The following is a 19,018-nucleotide window of genomic DNA, read 5'->3' on the forward strand; positions in this document are numbered from 1 at the left end:
GAGGGGTTGAAATGTTAGGATTGAACAAAACCCAATATGATGAAAGCGTTAAAAATGCTCCAAACAATGATTCATATCAAATGATATCTACATTATTTGCAAATAACAACAAAATCGGCGTGAATGCATTGTCACTTACAGTACTCAATTTAATAAACAAAGGCCAGATCAAATGCGATATCGATATGGACGATTCATATGAAGTGGGAAAGAAATTAACCCCAGAGGACATGGAAGTAATGAAAAGGATTACCCTTAGAATCGCAAACCAAGGCGAGCTTAAAACTTCAGAAACATCAGCAATCAATCTGCTTAAAAACATGAACAGGAACAAAAAGTTCAATCTGAAGGCCATGGCAAAGCAAAGCAACAACACTTCAGTCGCCAACAAATTTGAAAAGGACCTCAACGAATATGTAAATGCGGTTAAAAGTGAAAACGGCTATGACGGTGAAAACTACAAAGACATTTTGGAAAAAGGCAAATTAACCGGCAATGGAAAGGAACTCAAAAAGGAATGGAAAAACTTCCAGGACTATTTGAAATCAAAAGATTTGACAGAAAAATACCCTCCAGAGTCCGCTGAAGAGAATTCATCCCAAATCATCTATGGTGCATGCTTTGAAATTGAAAGGGATGCATTGAAAATAAGGCAAAACAACACAATTTTGACCGATTTCATTGACAAGGATGGATACAAGCTATTGAACATTATCTTCAATAACGCTTTGCTGAATGTCAGCGAAAAAAGGAGAGGAGACGGAATATTCTACGGAGTAAACGACAAATACACCATTCCTGGAGGAGGATAATCGTAATAACATGTTTTGAATATTGACACCTGATATTCAAAACTTTATTTTTTTATCAAGATTAACCATCAAAATAATCAATTTTCCACCCAATTTAACATTACTATTGAGATTATCCATTAATTTAATAGCACTTAGATTGACATTAACGATTTCTATTTTGGAATATGAATGCATTTCACTTTGGGATATATATCGCATTGACCAATAACAATCATTTCGCAAAATCAGTGATGGTAATGTGAAAAAAAATATAAAAAAAGTATTTAGTAATGACTTTGTGGAGTCATTCCTAAATGATGATCTTCGCTTTTCTTACCGGGTATTCCATAGGCATCCGCCCTGCATTGAGTGCATGCTCTGAATACAGGTATGATTTCTTCCACTTGCTCTCTGACGGACTCCATCATTGAGCAGTCAGGGCGTGAATAATGTTTCATTTTTGCTAAAGGAATCAATGGCAATATGTTCATTAAAGAAGCTCCCCTTTTCTTGACTTCTTTAGCTATTTCAACAATATGCTCATCATTCAATCCTGGAATTAAAACTGAATTGACCTTAACGACCAACCCGTTGGCTGCTGCCTTTTCTACACCTTCAAGCTGGTTTTTGATTAAAATTTCAACAGCCTCATAACCTTTGTAGACTTTACCCTCATACTTAATGAATGAATAAATATCAACAGCAATGTCCGGATCTATCGCATTGATTGTTACAGTAACAGAGTTCACACCAAGTTCAGCAAGCCTGTCTGCATATTTTGGAAGCAAAAGCCCATTTGTACTCATACATTTGATTAAATCAGGCTGTTCTTCAGCCAGCTTTTCAAAGAATTTGAATGTTTCTTCATTAGCCAGTGAATCACCAGGACCTGCCACCCCCACAACGGCAATTGGACCGTCGGCAGTGACGTCATTGACATGTTTGATTGCAGCATCTGCATCCATTACACAGCTTGCAACACCCGGCCTGTTTTCCTCATCGTTAATGTCTCTTGTACAGAAGTTACAGAAGATATTGCATTTTGGTGCAACAGGCACATGTGCCCTACCAACTTTATCATGCATTTTTTCATTAAAGCATGGATGTGCTTTAGTTATATGTGCAAATCTTGAACCTTTGTGTTCAGCCATAGTATCACTTCTCCAATATAACTCGTGTTAATTTGTATTATTACGAACAAATATATAAAGTTTTCTATTTGCCGTTGTTTAACTCATCAATATACTCATTAGCTTTTTCAATCCATGCATCCTTGATTAGCTCGTCTGTAGCTACAACTGCAACGATGTCCTCGGTTGACATGTCTTTGATAATCTTGAAACCTTCAGGCAATATTCTAAAGATTGCATCATAGATTCTCCTCTGCAGATTTGAGTGAGGGTCATCAATGATTAATGTTTTCAAACCGGATTGGTCACCGTTAATCTCAAGCTGATACCTGTTAGGCTGATAGATTTCATCTCTTGAAAATCTTGCCCATAACTGCTTTAAGATGTTTGGAAGATAATTTTCATCGTCAACAATGATTCTTGTAATGTCTTCAGCCTTTACATAAGACAGAGTAGCCACATCTTCAAAGGCAATTGCATTTGAAGTTTTTCTCATTTTAATGGCAAGGACAAAAACAGGATCATCAGGATTGACATAAGCCTTCAAATCATCGACTGATGAACCTAAAACCAAATCCTGGAATATCTGTTTGATGATAATTTCGTAAACTTCTGCGCCTTTTTCATCATAGCATTCAACTAACATCGAATCAACCCTTAAGATTATTTGTCATCGTGTCTGTGTCCCATACCGGATACAAGAAGGGCCGCTCCGACAGCACCGATATGTTGTGAATATTCCGGAACGATAACTTCAATTCCACCTAAAGTTTCACTTACGGCTTCAACAAGACCTGAGATTAAACTTGTTCCTCCTACCTGGATTAAAGGTTCACGGATGTCAATTTCCTGAAGCTGCTGTTCGTAAACCTGTTCTGATACTGAGTGACATGCCGCAGCAGCCACATCAGCTTTGGAACCGCCTGCCGCAAGTGTTGTAACAAGGTCCTGAATACCGAAAACGATACAGTATGAGTTGAGCATAGCCTTTCTCCAGTCTCCCTGTACGGCCAATGGACCGAGTTCAGTGATGTCCACATCCAGCCTACGGGAAGTCATGTCCAGGAATCTTCCGGAGGCACCTGCACAGATACCGCCCATGGTAAAGTTGTCCGGAATACCGTTGTTAACAGTAATAACCTTGTTGTCCATACCGCCGATATCCAATACGGTAGCTTCTCCTTTCTGACAGTCTGCAAGATATACTGCACCTTTTGCATTGACTGACAATTCTTCCTGAATGAGTTCAGCTCCGAATTCCTGACCCATAGTGAATCTTCCGTAACCTGTAGTTCCGATACCGTCAACATCATCCCAACCATAGTCTGTGTTGGAAAATGCTTCTGCGGCAGCGGTCTTTGCAGATTCAATAATGTCTTTGGTGGCTGTCCAACCGGTACCGATGACCTGGTTGTTTTCCATAAGAACCGCTTTTGTAGTGGTTGAACCTGAGTCAAGTCCAAGAGTGAGGCCTTCCTGTTTTTCACGTGCAAGAATGCTTCTGCGTGTAACTGTAGTGGCCAGAGCTTCCATACGAATAAAGAGTTCATCAGCTTTTGTCCTTTCTGTAAATGAATAGGTAACTACCGGAATACGAGTATTGTTCTGAATGAAACGTCTTACCTCATTTCTAACCAATGCCGCTTCGGCACATCTGAAACATGTTGCAATGAATACGGCATCAGGTTTTGACCTGCCTTCTACAATGGCCATAGCCCTTGCAATCATCAATTTCAGACTTGAACTTTGAGCTGAAAAACCAAATTTCTCATAAGATTCATCAATGTAATCCAAATCGATTTCAGGAAGAACAATTTCGGCACCGAACTTGTTTGCTGCCTTTTCAATTTCCTTTTGAATTCCACTATATTCTGTTCCACATGAAACTAAAGCAATTTTAACCATTATTATTCCTCCTCAGCAGTTTCTTCCAATGAATCTACGAATTCGTTAATTTCATTCACCATGACATAGGTTTCATCCTGATTGGTAGGATAATTAAGTTCCAATACAGGAATTCCCTTATTTCTCAATAAAAAGATTGACAGTTCATTAGTTCTTGCACATCCGATACATCCGAAACCGTATGGCGCCCCGTCAACAACTATAGCTGCTTCGGCTTCATCTATAAGAGGGCCGATGATGGCCATCCTTCCACGAACACCTGAAGGCACTTCGATAGCTGCGTATTTAAGACCTTTAATCGGGTCCTCTTCGGTAATGTTCATCGGTGGAGAATCAATTTCTGGATCTTTGATTTTTTGTCTGATTTGTTTTTGAAGAACTAAAGGAGTATGACCTTTTCTTTCAAGTAAATCTGCTAAGATTAATGAGTTTGGAGGATAAATAGCAATTTTAACCATATTTTCACCTATTCTTTATTTTCTAAACATTCATTCATAATTTTCTTAAATTCGTCAACGTCAACTGGTTTTTTCTCTTCCAATTCAACTTCCTTCGGATTTTCCAAGGCTTCGGCGACAAAACCCAGTATTCTGTATTCCTTTTCCATTTGGTGGAATCCTTCCCTAGGCCCAAATCTGTGACCCCTGCATCTTCTAGGGTCACCCGGAGCAAAACCTCTTTCCTTTGTGAAAATGTGGTTTGGATCTAGCTTTCTTATTTCCTCAATGGCCTTGTAGACATCTTCACTTTTACCGCTTATCATTGAACCGTAGCAGGTGTTTTTGATTGTCAGCGGCAAACCGAGCATATGAAACTCGTTTACTATCTGCTGTTCGCTTACATGAGCTCCAGGCCCGATGAAAATCATACGGGTAATTACATCAGGGTCCCAATCCTCTTTACCTAAATCAGGACTCATGGTTAGATTCGGTGACATAAACTTCAACTCCTTCTTTTAAACTTTCAAGATAATCATAATCTGAAACGATATCTCCAATAATGTTTGTGGCTTCAAAATTTTCCGCAGTAGGTCCGAATTCGGCATTGTCCTCAAACCTGATACCGATTAGACCTGCGCTTTTGGAAGCCATGTTGGTAATCCCTATTTGGCCCATGATGACCTTGTCAATCGGGTTGTTTTCAGGAACCAGTCCTTTTGCAGCTTTCTTATCCCCTTCAAATATGAGAATATGCATTCCAGGCACTGCAAAGTGAACCTTGATTTTACCGACAGGATTTTCCAAAAGACCTGAGAGACGTTTGAAATATTTAACAGACCTTGGTGCATTATCTACAAATTTGATTTTGCAGATATCCTCTTTCTTAACCGCCTTAGTGATTACATGACCTTCTTTTAGGATATCGATTGTATGTCTAGGATTCTGTTCGACAATGATTGCATCATCATCTACCAATCCATCAATCAAATGTTCAACACCGGCTTCAGATAACATCTTGTTAACTGCACCCTGAGTTTGGTTAAGTAACACTAATCTTTGCTGTTCTGACTGGACAGTGATAAAGTCATTCTCTTTTGCGATATCGATGATTTCCATACCTTTTACAATTTTTCCGACTGTGGTGTGGTTCGGTGTCAATACCCTGTTTTCACGATATATGAAAAGCTTTCCAACACCCTTACCGGTATTTCTGATAGTCATTGTTCCCCTGAGTCTCTGAGTAGTGTCCTCTTTAGGTTTATCAAGACCTTCAAGTTCGTAAATACCTAAAAATGATTCACTGTCATAAGAAACCTTAATTCTGCCGTCCTTGATTATGGAAAACAGATGCTCAACACAGATAGGTGATTTGTCATTGACCTCAAAAGATATATAGGTGTACAATTCATTTCCTTCCTCGAGAACTGTGCTCAAATCGGATACTGAAGCGCTGTCGGTTGTTGTGCTTCTTTCGATAATCGGTTCGATGCCAGTTACCTTATCGTCATCTGTGAGATTTTCCAATGTCTTTCTGCCTCCGATAACACGGGCAAAGATACCCTTGTTGTATGGAGGAACACTGTAGACATTGGTTGTGTTCTCCTTTAGCATAATCAAATGAGTAGACTCATTACTGAAACTGGATAAACTTAAAACAACATCTCCCTCAAAATATTTGTATTCGTCGTGAGTAGGTTCCAAATCAGTTACGATAGGACCGATTGCCACTTCTGTAGGAGTGGACCATCTGATGTCCAAATCAACAAAATCCTCGTATTGGTTTTTCCAGACGTCTACCAAAGGCTTTGCCTCTTGTGACTCTTCCAACTGGAGGATGATGGAACCTTTATTTGTCTTAATTTTATACTTATCAATGTTCTTCTCAAGTTCCTTTTTACCTTTAATCAAACAGACAATACTACCAGGAGTATATGGGGCATTGGTTTGGTCAATTACATCCTGTATTGAAGAACCGTCCGCCACATCTATTTCTTCTCCATTAATTTTAATTAACATACAATCTCCTAATAAGAATTTTTAATATTATATATTTATCATCTTATTATATATTAAAATTATTTATTTGATTTTCAAAAATTTTATAAACACACACTGCTAACAATATATTAAAAAGGAGGAAAAATAACATGACCATTGCAAAAAAACATATTTTTTCTTTAATATTGATTCTGATATTGGCGATTGGAGCAATATCAATAGCCAATGCATACACTGGCACAGGCTTTTCACACAACATTCCAAGCTCCAAATACTATGACATGTCCGCTTCGGATATCCTAAGCCAATACCCCGATACAGAATGCCACGTTGAGGAAAGTGCAGTCTGCACACAGGTTGTGGATGGAGACACAATATATCTGGACAACGGCAAAAAGATCCGTTTTGTCGGAGTGAATACTCCTGAAAGAGGGGTTGAAGGATACATTGCATCCAAGAACTTTGTTCAGAAATTATGCCTCAATAAAAAAGTCGGCATCGACATTGACGACAGGAAGCACAACGACAAGTACGGACGTACATTGGCGGTCGTTATTGTCGACGGAAAAAACGTTAATGAAATGCTTTTAAAAGAAGGGCTTGCAGAGATAATGTACATGCCTCCAAGCGAGTTTTATCCATACAACTGGGCGGGAAGCAACACACATGTGGCAGATACGCACAGCCCGTCATCTTCATCGTCAAACAGCTATTCCAGTGACACTTCTTCATCTTCATCATCGGGCTCCGGAAGCTATGTTGCAAATGCAAATACCGGAAAATTCCATGTTGCAAGCTGCGGAAGCGTGAGCAAAATGTCTGAAAAGAATAAAGTATTTCTATCAAGCAGGGATGAAGCGATAAATCAAGGATACGAACCTTGCAAAAGGTGTAATCCTTAATTTTCTTATTTTTTTTAATTCAAGTATTTCAATGATTCGATTTCCCTTTCAAATTTGCCCAAATCATTATCATCGACAATGTTTGAATAAAGCAATCCCAATGAGTAGTTGCCGATACTTTCCAGTGTCGGAATAACTATGCAGATGTATATCAAGATACCGACATACGGAATTGCGATTATCCATGATGAAATGAATGAAACGACAATCATCAGTATCGCCATGAAGATTATCCATTTGAGTATGTTGACGACACCAATCTTTCTGATATCTCCGACAACCTTATGCATCTTCAAGGCTTCAGTCAGACTGTTTAAATAAGCCAGCCTTGCCTTTGCAAAGAACAAAAGGATTTCAAATATGATATAGACTATAAGAACAACCAGAACTATTAGAATAAAAGAGAATATGAAATTGTGAATCTTTAGTTCCGCCAGCATGCCCATAACTGATGATCCAAATATGGAAAATGCAATGAAAAATACCAAAGCGGGCACAATCATATATGCAATTCTCAAAACAAGCAATCTGATGGAATCGTATATGTTTTTGGCAAAATTCAGGGAAGGCATCGCAGATGATTCGTTCAATCCGATATCCACCATTGAAAACAGATATCCCGGTGCAATTAAAAGGAATAATAAAAATGCCACACCTCCGAAAATAGTGACATACCTGTTGTCAAATATCATGCCAATTGGAATAATGGCTGCCAAAATGAATAGAATGAAAAGAATCGGCAATTTCTTAATGTTTCTGAAAGGATACTTAACTGAATTTGATACTATTTTGCCAACATTCATAAAACCACCTGATTATCTGAAAATGAATACAGGATTTTTGTCCTGGTTGAAGACTTCGGCCTGCTGGTCCTGATAATTCAAAATCAGGGAATTTGAGTCAGTCACCTCGCCGACCACTTCTGCTTCAATGGAATACCTGGCAAGATATTCCTTGACGTATTCGCATTTGTCTTCGGTTGTAGTGAATACGAATCCGGAACCCGGATATGACCTTAGCCAATCCTCCCAGCTAACGCTTTCGTTTCTTGGAATGTCCTCGAGATTGACGACAGCTCCTTTGCGGGAAGTTTCCAGAAGCATTTCAAGGGTTCCTAAAATTCCAGGATTTGAAATGTCCTTTCCTGATTTTATGTAATCGTTTTCTGCAAGATATTGGACAGCTGTAATCTGGTCACGAACCAATTGAGCATCCTTGTCATAAGTTGTGTCCCAATTGAGGCTGAACATCTCATGGGGCTTGCCGTCAAGGTCGATTGCCACAATTACCTTGTCTCCCTCTTCAGCGGCAAAGCTTGTGATGATTTTGTCCTTCTGGGCGATTCCCACAATGGCCACTCCCAATGAATCCACTTCACCGTCAGGGTGAAGGTGGCCTCCGACCATAGGAACTCCAAACTTCAGGCATCCGTCTTTGATTCCATTCAGCAAATCTTCGTAAATCTCATCATTGCTTATTGACATTATGTTAACCATTGCAAGGGGTTTTCCTCCCATTGCAGCAATATCATTAACATTAACAAGCACGGAACAGTATCCTGCCCAGTAAGGGTTCACATTCATGATGTCTCCCCAGATTCCATCTGCGGCAATCAACATTACCTGATTGTTTCCGATGTCAATGGCTGAAGCGTCATCGCCTATGTCAATGACAACGTTTCCAGAAACGTTATATGATTCTTTCAAAAGGGAAATTACATTGTCGATTGAGCTTTTACGTGATACTCCTTTAAATTCTTGAATAGATTTAACAAGATTTTCAAAATCCAAGATTACACTTCCTGATTTATTTGATATAATTTATTTTGTATTTGCAATTAATATTTTTTATTATTTCAATGATTTTTTCCTCAAGCTCCGAAATATTTGAAAAATCATATGTGACCTGTTTGCCGTCGAAGATTATCCTTTTAATATATTGACCGCAGACATCATCAAAACCACTTTCGACTTCAAAGATGACAGAATCTTTAACCTTGAATCCATCTGCTACAACCTTGTCCAAATCACCATCAGTTATTCCCACCACAGGTATATCAAACCGATACAAAATGTCAGAAGATATCAATGTCGTATCATCACCGATTGTGATAACCACACTGGAGTCCCTGAACCTGTAAACATCCTCGCCTGCATGGTCCAAAAATGCTACCTTAAATTCTTCAGGCTTTTGCTTATCCAAAACCCGTGGCTTGACTTTTGCATTCCTCAAAAGACCTGTTTTGATAATTGCAGTCTCAAGGTCGACTTCACCCAGCTTTTCAAGGCCATGTTCCTTAAGTTTTCCGCCGACAATGTCGACTATATGATTGTCTTTAGCTATTAAAATCAGCTTATCGGAGTCTGTTCTGCCAATGACAACACTGTTGACCATTATATTCTCACCTGGGCTCACCCCATGAACGATTCTTTGGTTGACTCCCGCATCATCCTGCCTGATGTGATTGTCATAGACCTCTTCGGGAGTTACAACGGCCAAACCCAACCTTTCGGAGAGTTCATTGACGATGTCCAAATCACAGTTCCAGGCAATGATGCTTCCATCGCATTCACCTGGACGTTCAATCTGAATAACCGGAACGTTATTGTCAGAAATCTTATCGGTGAAATGGCTGTAAACCTTATATCCGAATACCTGACCGGTCACATCGGATTTTCCATAGTTCAAAAGAAAGATCACGTCAACGCCATCATCATAAAATATCTTTATGGAATCGCTTGGAACCAGCTTGCGTGAAATGTCGATGACATCTTCCAGACTCGCATCTATGACTGCTGTTCTTCCCATAGTTCCGCCCAGCCTTGCTGAAACCTCACCATATTCCCCAAGCAATTCTATAAGTTTCAATGCATAACCGGAATCGATTATGTTGGGTCCGTGAACAACCACTCCAATCCTCATTTGTTCACCCTGATTCGTTTCTTGAATATTCTGGAACCGCAAATTTCACAGTCATCAAACGGATAGTCCTCACCATATTCCTTCTTGCATCCTTCACAAACCTTCTTCCAGTTGTATATTCCTCTGATTCCTTTGGTCATTACCCCAGAATATGGGATTTCCATGATTTTTGAAGTGTTCTGGATTGTATAATCGTCACTGATCAGCTTCACATTTTCACCCCGTTGCATCAGCATGTATGCCAGTGAAATCAGCTTAACGTCCTGTGAGGACAATCTCAGGACATCCCCGCTTTTGGAGATTATTTCACCAACCTCATCAATGTAGACTTGAGGAACGTCTTCGATAACCAGCAGTCCCTCATTTACGGCACTGTCAAATTTTAACCGTGATTCGAAATCCTTGATTTCGGCGGTGATTTCAGGAACAGTGCAATTCCTTTTTGAAGTAATTTGAAATCCATTTATAAAAGCCGATGCGTCCAATACATAACAAATTTCCATGATGAATATTTTAATCATGAAAATTAATAAATCTTAGCCATTAAAATTCACACCTCCTCAAAAATTTGTTGGTAGACATTTGGGAGAGAGTTGGGAGAAAGTTGGGAGAGAGTTGGGAGGAACTTGGGAGAGTTTTGGAATAAGATTGGGAGAGTTTTGGAACAGAATTTGGAGACATTTGGGAGACTTTTGGAAAAATCTATTTAAATATATGTAGCAAAATGAGATATTACCGAAAATTCATGGGGTTTTTACAAGAATTTTCATATAATATAAAAAAAGGATGATGATGAAAATGTACGTTAACAATGGAATAAACGATGAAATACGATTTCTTGCACAATCCGAAATCCGACTAAAAATTCTCAGCGAACTTAACAAACGCCCGGATAACGTGAGAGGGCTTGTAAAAGAGACAAAGATAACCTACAGTTCCGTGTCAAGCAATGTCTCAAAGCTGGAGGAGAACAACTACATCAGAAAATTCAACGGAAAATATTACATTGACCCTATGGCAAGAATCTATTTTAAAACACTTATGGATTTCAAGAAAAGCATTGAAATCATTAAGGATTTTCACTCATTTTGGTATAAGCACAATCTTGGACAGATGAGCATCAATTCAATGAGAAACATCAATGATTTGAAAAACTCAAAACTGATTGAAACCACACCCCTGGACATCTACAAAACACACACAACAATCAAAAATCAGCTGTTCAACTCAAAAGATGTAAAGGCAATTTTTCCATATCTTCATCCGGAATATCCTAAACTGCTTGAAAGGATATTGAAAAACGGAGGTTCCATCGAGTTAATCCTCCCAAGAGAGATAACTAGCGCCATAATGAGACCTATCGATGAAACCTTAAAGAAAAATTCCATCAAGAAAGGGAAATTAAAAATTAGAACAGTTAAAGAAGATTTAAACTTGTATTTAACAATTTGCGATAAAAGTATGAGTTTAGGACTCTTTAAGACCGACGGAAGCTTTGATCAGAATAGGATTCTAGTGTCAAAAGATGAAAAATCTTGCCAGTGGGCGGAAGAATTATTTGAATATGTCAAGGACAAGGTGATATGATGACCAACCCAAAAACCAAAAAAGAATTAAATAAAGAGTTCAAAGATATAAAGTATATACTTACTTCAAGCATGAGAACAAAATTGCTTTTGGCAATATATGATGTTCCCATGAACTTGGATGAGTTAAGGGGTGTTTTAAAAAAACCCTCCGCCACCATATTACATGGTTTAAAGGAACTGGAAGCTATCAATTTAGTCAGAAAGTCACAAAAATACTATGAATTAACTTCAAACGGATATTTGCTGACTACTAATATGATTAAACTGATAGATAATTGGTATTCCCTCAGCAAAAGTGAGATATTTTGGAATAACCATGACCTTTCAGATATTCCTGAGGAGATAATTAGGGACATTTACCTTCTAAAAGACGCAGAATACATCAGTTCAACAACAAGCGACCTATCAATCGCTTTCAACAAATACATAAAATTAATTTCAAAAGCTAAAGAACTAACAATACTACTACCAATCTACTCCGAAAATCATTTCAAGCACATGATTGTGTTTTTGAATGAAGGTAAACTTGAAAAATTGGATCTGATTGTTAGTGAGGAAATATACAATTCAATTCAAAGGAATGAATTGTTCAAAAGAGATTTGCTTGAAAATGAAAAAGTGAACACCATCGTCACTTCCAAAAGATTTAAAATATTTCTGACCTACTCCGAGCGGTTCATGTCTTTAACATTATTTTTTAAGGACGGACATTATGACGATTCCCACATTTTAATCGCCAAAGATGATGACGCCAGAAAATGGGCATTGTCTTTAATAAATTCATTTCAAGGGTGATCCGGCTGATTTCAAATAATGTTTTATTAAATATTTTAGATTACAACGATAAAGAGTTATATGATTTAATAGTAATCAGGAATGGTGGCATGAACACTATGAGAATCATTGATGAAATCTTAATGAAGCCTCAAAACGCTAATCAAATAGCCAAGAGGCTTGGACTTAACTATAAGACAGTAACTTATCATCTAGACCTCATCTGTGATCATAACTATGCGACCAAAGAAAACTTTGACAAACATTATTCCTATTTCCCAAGTGACAAACTTGTAAGAAATTTAGAGGAATACAATAAAATCAAAGACTCTTTAAAATCTGAATAAAAGGGACAAAGTATGAAAAGCGAAACTTCAAGACAACATCAAAAAGAATCTTCAAATGACATCACTTGTGGAGTTATTACTCTCAGTGACAGCAGAAAATCAAAAAAAGCAGATTTGTCTGGCCAGTATATGGTTGAAGAAATCGAATCACGTTACACATTAAAATCAAGGAGTCTCATACCTGATAATGAAGACGAATTGTTAAATGCCATTGAAAATATGGTAAATGATGATGTTGACGTTATTCTAACAACCGGCGGTACCGGGCTCGATCCACGCGACATTACTGTTGAAACCGTGGAAGCTATTTTTGAAAAAAGATTGGATGGTTTCGGTGAGCTTTTCAGAAGAAAATCATATGAAGAAATAGGTGCTGCGGCATTGCTCTCAAGAGCAACAGCAGGCGTTTATAAAAAAAGTATTATCTTTTCAATGCCTGGCTCCCCAAATGCAGTGAAAACCGCATTAGGATTAATAATCGATGAGCTTCCGCATTACGTGCACCACGTAAAAAAATAATTTTTTGATGAAATTAAATTTCATCATTTTTTCTTTTTTTAGTCAAAAAATTCATTGACACAAATTAAAGGTTCTAAAGTAATTCCTTCTTTTTCAAACTCTTCAATGGCACCTTCCTGTCTGTCGACAACAACAAAAGCTCTTTTTACATTACCCCCATTGTCCTGGATAGCTTTGATTGCCTTTAGAAGTGATCCGCCAGTGGTTGAAACGTCTTCAACGACAATGACATCATCGCCTTCGTTGAGCTCGCCTTCAATGAGTTTGGAAGTGCCGTAGCCTTTCTTTTCTTTTCGAATCATCAATAGAGGAAGTTTTGATTCAAGTGAAACCGCTGTGGCTATCGGAACTGCACCCAAAGCAGGCCCTGCAACCTTGTCAATCTCATCATCGGCTATTTTTTCCGTGATTAATTTTGAAATTGTTGACAGAATTTCAGGCTCGGTGATTGCTTTTTTCATGTTGATATAATAGTTGCTTTTCTTACCGGAGGACAGTGTGAAATCCCCTTCAAGAAATACCTCATTTTCCTTAAGCAAATCAATCAGATATTCTTTTGAAACCATATGAATCAATTAAATGTCGTCTTCGCCTTTAAGCAAAATCTTATCTCCGATTACCTTTACCATTTCCATTGGAATCATGTTTTCACTGGATTTGATCTGTTCGGAAAATCCTGTCTTTTTAAGTACAATGTCAGTGATTTCGAAAGTATCCTTATCAAAAACAACATCGGAAACCTTTCCGACAATTTGAATATCAACGTCCAATACTTCCTTACCAAAAAATTCATCTTTAATTCTCATAAAATCACCATGTTTTAGATTTTGATATAATGTTTGTACCTTCAACATAAAATACATTTACTTTCACAAAGCATCGAAGTTAATACAATTTCACATAGCAATATGAAAATCACAGATATAGGGATATCAAAATAAGAAAAATTAGTAGATGCAATAAACATCTACTTACAATTAATATTCACTTTTTTTGTAACTTTATTGTAGCACTCATTGCCGCCGTATGTAATTGTTGCCTTAAAATTACCTTTTTTTGTTAATTTAGTAATTCTAAATGTTGCAACACCTTTTTTATTTGTTTTAGCAATGAATGTTTTCTTATTGACTTTTATTGTGACTTTAGTGTTTTTCATGACTTCATTTTGATTGGTTTTTAAAGTTACAGAATATTTTTTAGTTTTTAGAGATTTTTTAAATGTTTTTGATTTAGCAGTTAATTTTGGAGTTGATTTTTTAACAGTTACTTTAACATATACTGCAAATTCATCATAAGTAATTGATAAAGTATATTTTTTTGGGGATAAATCATCTGTTGATACTTTAATCTGACCTTTTTTATCTGTGACCAGAATTAATGTTTTAACATTTAAAAATTTAACAGTGACCTTAACCCCCTTAACAAGATTTCCATATTCATCTTTTAAAGTTGCAACCACATATTTCCCTCCGTTATAAACAGTAGTAACACTGGAAGGAACAAAAATACTAAAAATCATTTGTTTATATACATTATCACCAGAAATACTTGCCTTATTATCTTTAAAGAAGGAATTTAAATTCTGTCCTTTATAATTATAAACATAGAGGATTGCACCACCATAATCCGCACGGTTACTAATGAAAGAACAATTCACACAAAAACCATTCAACAATGCACCCCCATAATCTGCATGGTTACTAATGAAAGAACAATTCACACAGGAACAATCAGAAACTGCACCCCCATAATCTGCATGGTTACTAATGAAAGAACAATTCACACAGGAACAATCAGAAACTGCGCCACCAACGAAAGCATAGTTATTAACAAAAGAACAATTCACAGCAAAATATTCCTCGGAATATGAATCAAAACCCCATGGGCCATAGATTGCACCACCGTTAACTGCATGGTTACTAATGAAAGAACAATTCACACAAGAACCATAAAACATCGCACCACCATAATGCGCGGAATTATTTATAAAATTACAATTCACAGCACAATACTCTTTAGAATATGGATCAAAATTATATGGCCCATAGATAGCACCCCCCGAATCAGCAGCAGAATTATTTATAAAAGTACAATTTACAGGATCGGCACCAATGCCAGAAGGATTATATATTGCACCACCATAATGCACTGCAGAATTATTTATAAAAGTACAATTAGTAGAAGAACCATATCCCAATGCACCACCATAATGCGCTGAATTATTTATAAAAGTACAATTAGTAGAAGAACCATCTTCCAATGCACCACCATTATAATTCGCACTGTTATTAATAAAAGTACAATTCACACAAGAACATCCCCCATAAATAGCACCACCACTATAATTCGCACTGTTATTAATAAAAGTACAATTCACACAAGAACATCCACCACAAATAGCTCCACCATTACCTGATTTACCGTTCACAAAGACAATATCATGGAACACAGCATCAGAATCACCAACAATAAAAATACGAGCAACACCATCACCATTAATAGTAAATCCATTTCCCCAAACAGTCACGCCACGAGAAATACTTATACCCTGTTTAAAATCATCATCGGATTTAATATCAAAAGTATAAGTACTATCCAAATAGATATCATCATCCACATTACCATTAATAACATTATTCAAATCAGTGAAAGTTTTTGAAGTTGTTTTAATAGATTCATCATTTGAATTTTGATAAATTAAATTATCAGAAACCGACTTATCTACACTAACTAAATTATCATCAACAGTTATTTCTTCTCCAACAATTTCATTGGTATGGTTTAAATCATTGGCATTTACAGAAGAAATAATGCCTAAACCAATTATTAGAAATAATAATATAATTATTAAATTTTTTTTATACACCCAACTCCCCCTAATAATAATTAAATCTATGATAAACTAATAACTAAGTTATTAATACTTAATAATAATCCTCTTCTATTATAATAATTTTTTCACGGATTCCCCTGCTCTTTCAAAAGTCATTGCTTAGAATGAAAAATTGTATTTATTATAAACAATATAATAACAACATTGTTTTAAAGGTGAGCACATGACGGAATATACTGTATCCGAAGTAAATGCCCATATCAACGACCTTATGAAGGGAGATTCAGATTTAAAAAACATTCACGTCAAGGGTGAAATATCAAATTTCAAGACGTATCCCAGCGGACACAGCTATTTTACCTTAAAGGATGAACAGTCACAAATAAGCGCAGTAATGTTTAAGTTTTATAAGAAATCCCTAAAATTCAAACCGGAAAACGGAATGAAAGTAATCGTAAAGGGCAAAATTGAAGTTTATGAAAAAAATGGAAACTATCAGCTGTTTGCAGCATCAATTACTGAAGACGGAATAGGAGCGCTGCATATAGCTTTTGAACAGCTAAAGAAAAAACTAGACAAAGAAGGCCTGTTCGATGATTCCCACAAAAAGACAATTCCAAAATATCCAAAAAGGATTGGAGTCGTTACGGCACAGACCGGAGCTGCAATACGGGACGTCATCACAACAATCAGGAGAAGATATCCGTATTGTGAAATATTGGTATTTTCAACACTTGTTCAGGGAGATCAGGCAGCTCCTCAGATTGTAAGAAAAATTAAATATGCCCAGCAGTTCGACATTGACACATTGATTGTCGGACGTGGAGGAGGAAGCATTGAGGATTTATGGCCATTCAACGAGGAAATCGTTGCAAGAGCCATTTATGAGTGTGAAATCCCAGTCATAAGTGCAGTTGGCCACGAGGTGGACTTTACAATATCGGATTTTGTTGCTGATGCACGGGCTCCAACCCCTACCGGAGCTGGAATGATGGCTGTGCCTGATGCAGGTGAAGTCAAATACAAGGTATCCCAATTAAAGGCAAGATTAAGCAAAAACATTAACGACAAGATAACACATAACAGAACTAAAGTGAACAATATTTCTCAAAAGCAGATTTTAAAAAATCCCGAATCAATTTATGAGATTAAAGGAATGCATTTGGACAATTTAATTACCAAATTGGAGCTTGCTTCAAAAAGCATCATTAGCGAAAACAGAAACAAGCTATTGAAATTGGAAAACAAGAACATCCTGAAAAATCCAGATGAAATTATAAGGATGAAAAGGGAACCATACATAAGAAATGTAGATAAGCTGAATGTCCTGAATCCTCTTTTGACACTTAAAAGAGGTTATACATTAACAAAAGTAGAAGGAAAAGTTGTATCTTCCGCAAATCAAGTCAAATCAGGAGACAAGCTTGACGTTGAATTTGATGATGGAACAGTGAATACAAGGGTGATATGAATGGAAAATTTAAGTTTTGAAGAAAGTTTGGAAAAATTAGAGGAAATCGTTAACAAATTGGAAAACGGAGACGTTCCGTTGGATGATGCGATTGATGAATTCGGAAACGCAATGCAGTTGGTCAAAATCTGTGAAGACAAATTGTCAAAAGCGGAAGAGTCAATTGCAAAAATCGTGAATGACAACGGTGAAATCGAAGATTTCAACATTAACGAATGAAATGGCTTATCCAGTATTCCAGTAATGTTTTTACTGGATAGCTATTACAATTCTCTTTTATTGTTTTTTCAGCCAATATTAATGCATGCTCTTTTTCAAGCAGATTGCATTCAACCTCATCAATCAGGTTCAAAACAGAAGATGTTACTGCCAGATTATCCTGTTTTCTCATGTCCCTCTGCAAAAGGCTTATGAACTGTTTCTTATCACAATCCAAGGAGTCATAAAACTCATCAATATCCAGCTCATAGCGGTTAAGCCTGGCAAGGACATTTGACTGTGAGTTCTCGGATATCCAAACCTGTTTTCTGACTGCATTTTTCACTGATTCTATTACACATTGGCCAATCAGTTCGCCTAATTTGGAATGCTTTCCTGCGTTTGTCAATGTGTTGTCCGATTCAAGATTTGAGAAAATGCACATGCCGTCAGTTCCAGTTCCTGTTGCATAGCCGTTGGAGTACTGTGACGGAATCTTCAAATCGTTCAAGGCAACTGTCTTTGCTTCGGTTGCTGTCATGAACGCTTCAAGCAATGTTTCATAATCCAAATGAGCACTTATTAAAATTATCGTGTTTATTGTGCCGAACTTGCCGTTCTCCTCATAGAATGCACCGGGATCGCCTGCCCTTACCGCATTTGTCCTGACTCCTGCAGTTGTCAGCGCTACAACTTCAATGTTTTTGTATGACTTTGTCACTATGCTTACGTTCTTCATTAGGGCAAGTGTTGTCAGGCCTGTTGAATAAGCGGAATCGATGTTTAAAGACCAGCAGTGCTGAATGAGATAATCCCCAATGTCATGGTCTTCAAGATAGTCAATGTGTTCCTGAGTCAGATGGTGGTTGAAAACGCTTTTGAAGCTTGAAGAAAATCCTCCATTCAATTTGGAAGTGGATATTCCATTACGTTTAACGTTGAACTTAACAAAAATAGTGTCTTTTAGATAGTATACTTCATCCTTGAGGGATGTTAAAAAAAATAGTCTGTCTTTCATGAAAATAAAAAAAAGAAAAGAAATTAATTAAAATTTCTTTAAATTTACATCATTGGAGGCATTCCGCCCATTGCGGAAGGGTCCATACCCATGTCTTCTGGGCCTCTGGTTGATGCAATTACGTCATCGATTCTTAAAATCATTTCAGCTGCTTCAGATGCAGATTGGATAGCTTGTT

Annotated in this window: 22 protein-coding genes and 1 pseudogene; 8 read left to right on the forward strand and 15 right to left on the reverse strand. The window is 37.2% G+C overall.

The window, feature by feature from the left end:
- Positions 1-11: 11 nt before the first annotated feature.
- Entirely contained in the window at positions 12-812 is an 801-nt protein-coding gene (locus Q0W26_RS04290; protein ID WP_298522775.1) for a DUF2207 family protein, read from the forward strand.
- A gap of 266 nt (positions 813-1,078) precedes the next feature.
- On the opposite strand, the gene Q0W26_RS04295 is transcribed toward Q0W26_RS04290, so the two are convergent.
- The 6 genes from Q0W26_RS04295 to Q0W26_RS04320 all read right to left on the reverse strand — a co-directional run bounded on the left by Q0W26_RS04295 (position 1,079) and on the right by Q0W26_RS04320 (position 6,285).
- A complete protein-coding gene (locus tag Q0W26_RS04295) occupies positions 1,079-1,945 on the reverse strand; it encodes a radical SAM protein (RefSeq protein WP_298522777.1) in 867 nt (288 codons plus the stop codon).
- A gap of 64 nt (positions 1,946-2,009) precedes the next feature.
- On the reverse strand, positions 2,010-2,570 hold the full coding sequence (locus Q0W26_RS04300; RefSeq protein ID WP_298522779.1) for a methanogenesis marker 17 protein: 561 nt from the start codon (positions 2,568-2,570) through the stop codon (positions 2,010-2,012).
- A 17-nt stretch (positions 2,571-2,587) separates the two neighbouring features.
- Positions 2,588-3,829, reverse strand: coding sequence for a methanogenesis marker 15 protein (locus Q0W26_RS04305; RefSeq protein WP_298522781.1), 1,242 nt, complete (start codon positions 3,827-3,829; stop codon positions 2,588-2,590).
- A 2-nt stretch (positions 3,830-3,831) separates the two neighbouring features.
- Positions 3,832-4,287, reverse strand: coding sequence for a methanogenesis marker 5 protein (locus Q0W26_RS04310; RefSeq protein WP_298522783.1), 456 nt, complete (start codon positions 4,285-4,287; stop codon positions 3,832-3,834).
- Between the two features lie 8 nt (positions 4,288-4,295).
- Positions 4,296-4,766: a methanogenesis marker 6 protein gene (locus tag Q0W26_RS04315; protein ID WP_298522785.1), complete on the reverse strand. Its 471-nt coding sequence runs from the start codon at positions 4,764-4,766 to the stop codon at positions 4,296-4,298.
- Complete coding sequence (locus Q0W26_RS04320; protein WP_298522787.1) at positions 4,738-6,285, reverse strand: methanogenesis marker 3 protein; 1,548 nt, start codon at positions 6,283-6,285, stop codon at positions 4,738-4,740. The genes Q0W26_RS04315 and Q0W26_RS04320 overlap by 29 nt, the downstream gene beginning before the upstream one ends.
- 131 nt (positions 6,286-6,416) lie before the next feature.
- On the opposite strand from Q0W26_RS04320, the gene Q0W26_RS04325 reads away from it, so the two are divergent.
- Positions 6,417-7,169, forward strand: a complete 753-nt coding sequence (locus Q0W26_RS04325; RefSeq protein WP_298522789.1) for a thermonuclease family protein — start codon at positions 6,417-6,419, stop codon at positions 7,167-7,169.
- 14 nt (positions 7,170-7,183) lie between these two features.
- On the opposite strand, the gene Q0W26_RS04330 is transcribed toward Q0W26_RS04325, so the two are convergent.
- Genes Q0W26_RS04330 through Q0W26_RS04345 form a run of 4 tightly spaced genes read right to left on the reverse strand, consistent with a single transcriptional unit; the run spans position 7,184 to position 10,594 of the window.
- Complete coding sequence (locus tag Q0W26_RS04330; RefSeq protein ID WP_298522791.1) at positions 7,184-7,972, reverse strand: DUF4013 domain-containing protein; 789 nt, start codon at positions 7,970-7,972, stop codon at positions 7,184-7,186.
- 12 nt (positions 7,973-7,984) lie between these two features.
- A complete protein-coding gene (locus Q0W26_RS04335) occupies positions 7,985-8,959 on the reverse strand; it encodes a methanogenesis marker 2 protein (protein ID WP_298522793.1) in 975 nt (324 codons plus the stop codon).
- Between the two features lie 16 nt (positions 8,960-8,975).
- Positions 8,976-10,091 (reverse strand): DUF2117 domain-containing protein, encoded by a 1,116-nt coding sequence (locus Q0W26_RS04340; protein WP_298522795.1) that lies wholly within the window; start codon positions 10,089-10,091, stop codon positions 8,976-8,978.
- Positions 10,088-10,594 (reverse strand): ribonuclease VapC, encoded by a 507-nt coding sequence (locus Q0W26_RS04345; protein ID WP_298522797.1) that lies wholly within the window; start codon positions 10,592-10,594, stop codon positions 10,088-10,090. Before Q0W26_RS04345 ends, Q0W26_RS04340 begins: the two co-directional genes overlap by 4 nt.
- A gap of 295 nt (positions 10,595-10,889) precedes the next feature.
- On the opposite strand from Q0W26_RS04345, the gene Q0W26_RS04350 reads away from it, so the two are divergent.
- Genes Q0W26_RS04350 through Q0W26_RS04365 form a run of 4 tightly spaced genes read left to right on the forward strand, consistent with a single transcriptional unit; the run spans position 10,890 to position 13,320 of the window.
- The gene (locus tag Q0W26_RS04350) at positions 10,890-11,678 is read left to right on the forward strand and encodes a winged helix-turn-helix domain-containing protein (RefSeq protein ID WP_298522799.1); all 789 of its coding nucleotides are present in this window, start codon (positions 10,890-10,892) and stop codon (positions 11,676-11,678) included.
- Positions 11,678-12,475, forward strand: a complete 798-nt coding sequence (locus Q0W26_RS04355) for a winged helix-turn-helix domain-containing protein (RefSeq protein ID WP_298522800.1) — start codon at positions 11,678-11,680, stop codon at positions 12,473-12,475. Before Q0W26_RS04350 ends, Q0W26_RS04355 begins: the two co-directional genes overlap by 1 nt.
- Positions 12,439-12,801, forward strand: a complete 363-nt coding sequence (locus tag Q0W26_RS04360) for a winged helix-turn-helix domain-containing protein (RefSeq protein WP_298522803.1) — start codon at positions 12,439-12,441, stop codon at positions 12,799-12,801. Before Q0W26_RS04355 ends, Q0W26_RS04360 begins: the two co-directional genes overlap by 37 nt.
- A gap of 12 nt (positions 12,802-12,813) precedes the next feature.
- Positions 12,814-13,320 (forward strand): molybdenum cofactor biosynthesis protein B, encoded by a 507-nt coding sequence (locus Q0W26_RS04365; RefSeq protein ID WP_298522805.1) that lies wholly within the window; start codon positions 12,814-12,816, stop codon positions 13,318-13,320.
- A gap of 38 nt (positions 13,321-13,358) precedes the next feature.
- Here Q0W26_RS04365 and pyrE read toward each other — a convergent pair whose 3' ends face one another.
- From pyrE to Q0W26_RS04380, 3 genes are all read right to left on the reverse strand, one after another.
- The gene (gene pyrE / locus Q0W26_RS04370) at positions 13,359-13,886 is read right to left on the reverse strand and encodes an orotate phosphoribosyltransferase (protein WP_298522807.1); all 528 of its coding nucleotides are present in this window, start codon (positions 13,884-13,886) and stop codon (positions 13,359-13,361) included.
- A gap of 9 nt (positions 13,887-13,895) precedes the next feature.
- The gene (locus Q0W26_RS04375) at positions 13,896-14,126 is read right to left on the reverse strand and encodes a PRC-barrel domain-containing protein (RefSeq protein WP_298522809.1); all 231 of its coding nucleotides are present in this window, start codon (positions 14,124-14,126) and stop codon (positions 13,896-13,898) included.
- 161 nt (positions 14,127-14,287) lie between these two features.
- On the reverse strand, positions 14,288-16,186 hold the full coding sequence (locus tag Q0W26_RS04380; RefSeq protein WP_298522811.1) for a hypothetical protein: 1,899 nt from the start codon (positions 16,184-16,186) through the stop codon (positions 14,288-14,290).
- A 190-nt stretch (positions 16,187-16,376) separates the two neighbouring features.
- On the opposite strand from Q0W26_RS04380, the gene xseA reads away from it, so the two are divergent.
- Both xseA and xseB read left to right on the forward strand, forming a co-directional pair.
- Complete coding sequence (gene xseA, locus Q0W26_RS04385) at positions 16,377-17,624, forward strand: exodeoxyribonuclease VII large subunit (RefSeq protein ID WP_298522813.1); 1,248 nt, start codon at positions 16,377-16,379, stop codon at positions 17,622-17,624.
- Positions 17,625-17,843, forward strand: coding sequence for an exodeoxyribonuclease VII small subunit (xseB, locus tag Q0W26_RS04390; protein WP_298522815.1), 219 nt, complete (start codon positions 17,625-17,627; stop codon positions 17,841-17,843).
- Here xseB and Q0W26_RS04395 read toward each other — a convergent pair.
- Both Q0W26_RS04395 and Q0W26_RS04400 read right to left on the reverse strand, forming a co-directional pair.
- On the reverse strand, positions 17,833-18,840 hold the full coding sequence (locus tag Q0W26_RS04395) for an adenosylcobinamide amidohydrolase (RefSeq protein WP_298522818.1): 1,008 nt from the start codon (positions 18,838-18,840) through the stop codon (positions 17,833-17,835). The two genes, xseB and Q0W26_RS04395, sit on opposite strands and share 11 nt — an antisense overlap.
- Before the next feature lie 44 nt (positions 18,841-18,884).
- Positions 18,885-19,018: pseudogene (locus Q0W26_RS04400) on the reverse strand (chaperonin GroEL); the annotation flags it as partial.

Origin of the sequence: uncultured Methanobrevibacter sp. (genome assembly GCF_947169325.1) — an archaeon.
Classification (GTDB): domain Archaea; phylum Methanobacteriota; class Methanobacteria; order Methanobacteriales; family Methanobacteriaceae; genus Methanocatella.

Coding starts and splice junctions, on each gene's coding strand:
- Q0W26_RS04290 (WP_298522775.1), top strand. CDS start 12: ATGTTAGGATTGAACAAAACCCAATATGATGAAAGCGTTAAAAATGCT.
- Q0W26_RS04295 (WP_298522777.1), bottom strand. CDS start 1,945: ATGGCTGAACACAAAGGTTCAAGATTTGCACATATAACTAAAGCACAT.
- Q0W26_RS04300 (WP_298522779.1), bottom strand. CDS start 2,570: ATGTTAGTTGAATGCTATGATGAAAAAGGCGCAGAAGTTTACGAAATT.
- Q0W26_RS04305 (WP_298522781.1), bottom strand. CDS start 3,829: ATGGTTAAAATTGCTTTAGTTTCATGTGGAACAGAATATAGTGGAATT.
- Q0W26_RS04310 (WP_298522783.1), bottom strand. CDS start 4,287: ATGGTTAAAATTGCTATTTATCCTCCAAACTCATTAATCTTAGCAGAT.
- Q0W26_RS04315 (WP_298522785.1), bottom strand. CDS start 4,766: ATGTCACCGAATCTAACCATGAGTCCTGATTTAGGTAAAGAGGATTGG.
- Q0W26_RS04320 (WP_298522787.1), bottom strand. CDS start 6,285: ATGTTAATTAAAATTAATGGAGAAGAAATAGATGTGGCGGACGGTTCT.
- Q0W26_RS04325 (WP_298522789.1), top strand. CDS start 6,417: ATGACCATTGCAAAAAAACATATTTTTTCTTTAATATTGATTCTGATA.
- Q0W26_RS04330 (WP_298522791.1), bottom strand. CDS start 7,972: ATGAATGTTGGCAAAATAGTATCAAATTCAGTTAAGTATCCTTTCAGA.
- Q0W26_RS04340 (WP_298522795.1), bottom strand. CDS start 10,091: ATGAGGATTGGAGTGGTTGTTCACGGACCCAACATAATCGATTCCGGT.
- Q0W26_RS04345 (WP_298522797.1), bottom strand. CDS start 10,594: ATGGAAATTTGTTATGTATTGGACGCATCGGCTTTTATAAATGGATTT.
- Q0W26_RS04350 (WP_298522799.1), top strand. CDS start 10,890: ATGTACGTTAACAATGGAATAAACGATGAAATACGATTTCTTGCACAA.
- Q0W26_RS04355 (WP_298522800.1), top strand. CDS start 11,678: ATGACCAACCCAAAAACCAAAAAAGAATTAAATAAAGAGTTCAAAGAT.
- Q0W26_RS04360 (WP_298522803.1), top strand. CDS start 12,439: ATGGGCATTGTCTTTAATAAATTCATTTCAAGGGTGATCCGGCTGATT.
- Q0W26_RS04365 (WP_298522805.1), top strand. CDS start 12,814: ATGAAAAGCGAAACTTCAAGACAACATCAAAAAGAATCTTCAAATGAC.
- pyrE (WP_298522807.1), bottom strand. CDS start 13,886: ATGGTTTCAAAAGAATATCTGATTGATTTGCTTAAGGAAAATGAGGTA.
- Q0W26_RS04375 (WP_298522809.1), bottom strand. CDS start 14,126: ATGAGAATTAAAGATGAATTTTTTGGTAAGGAAGTATTGGACGTTGAT.
- xseA (WP_298522813.1), top strand. CDS start 16,377: ATGACGGAATATACTGTATCCGAAGTAAATGCCCATATCAACGACCTT.
- xseB (WP_298522815.1), top strand. CDS start 17,625: ATGGAAAATTTAAGTTTTGAAGAAAGTTTGGAAAAATTAGAGGAAATC.
- Q0W26_RS04395 (WP_298522818.1), bottom strand. CDS start 18,840: ATGAAAGACAGACTATTTTTTTTAACATCCCTCAAGGATGAAGTATAC.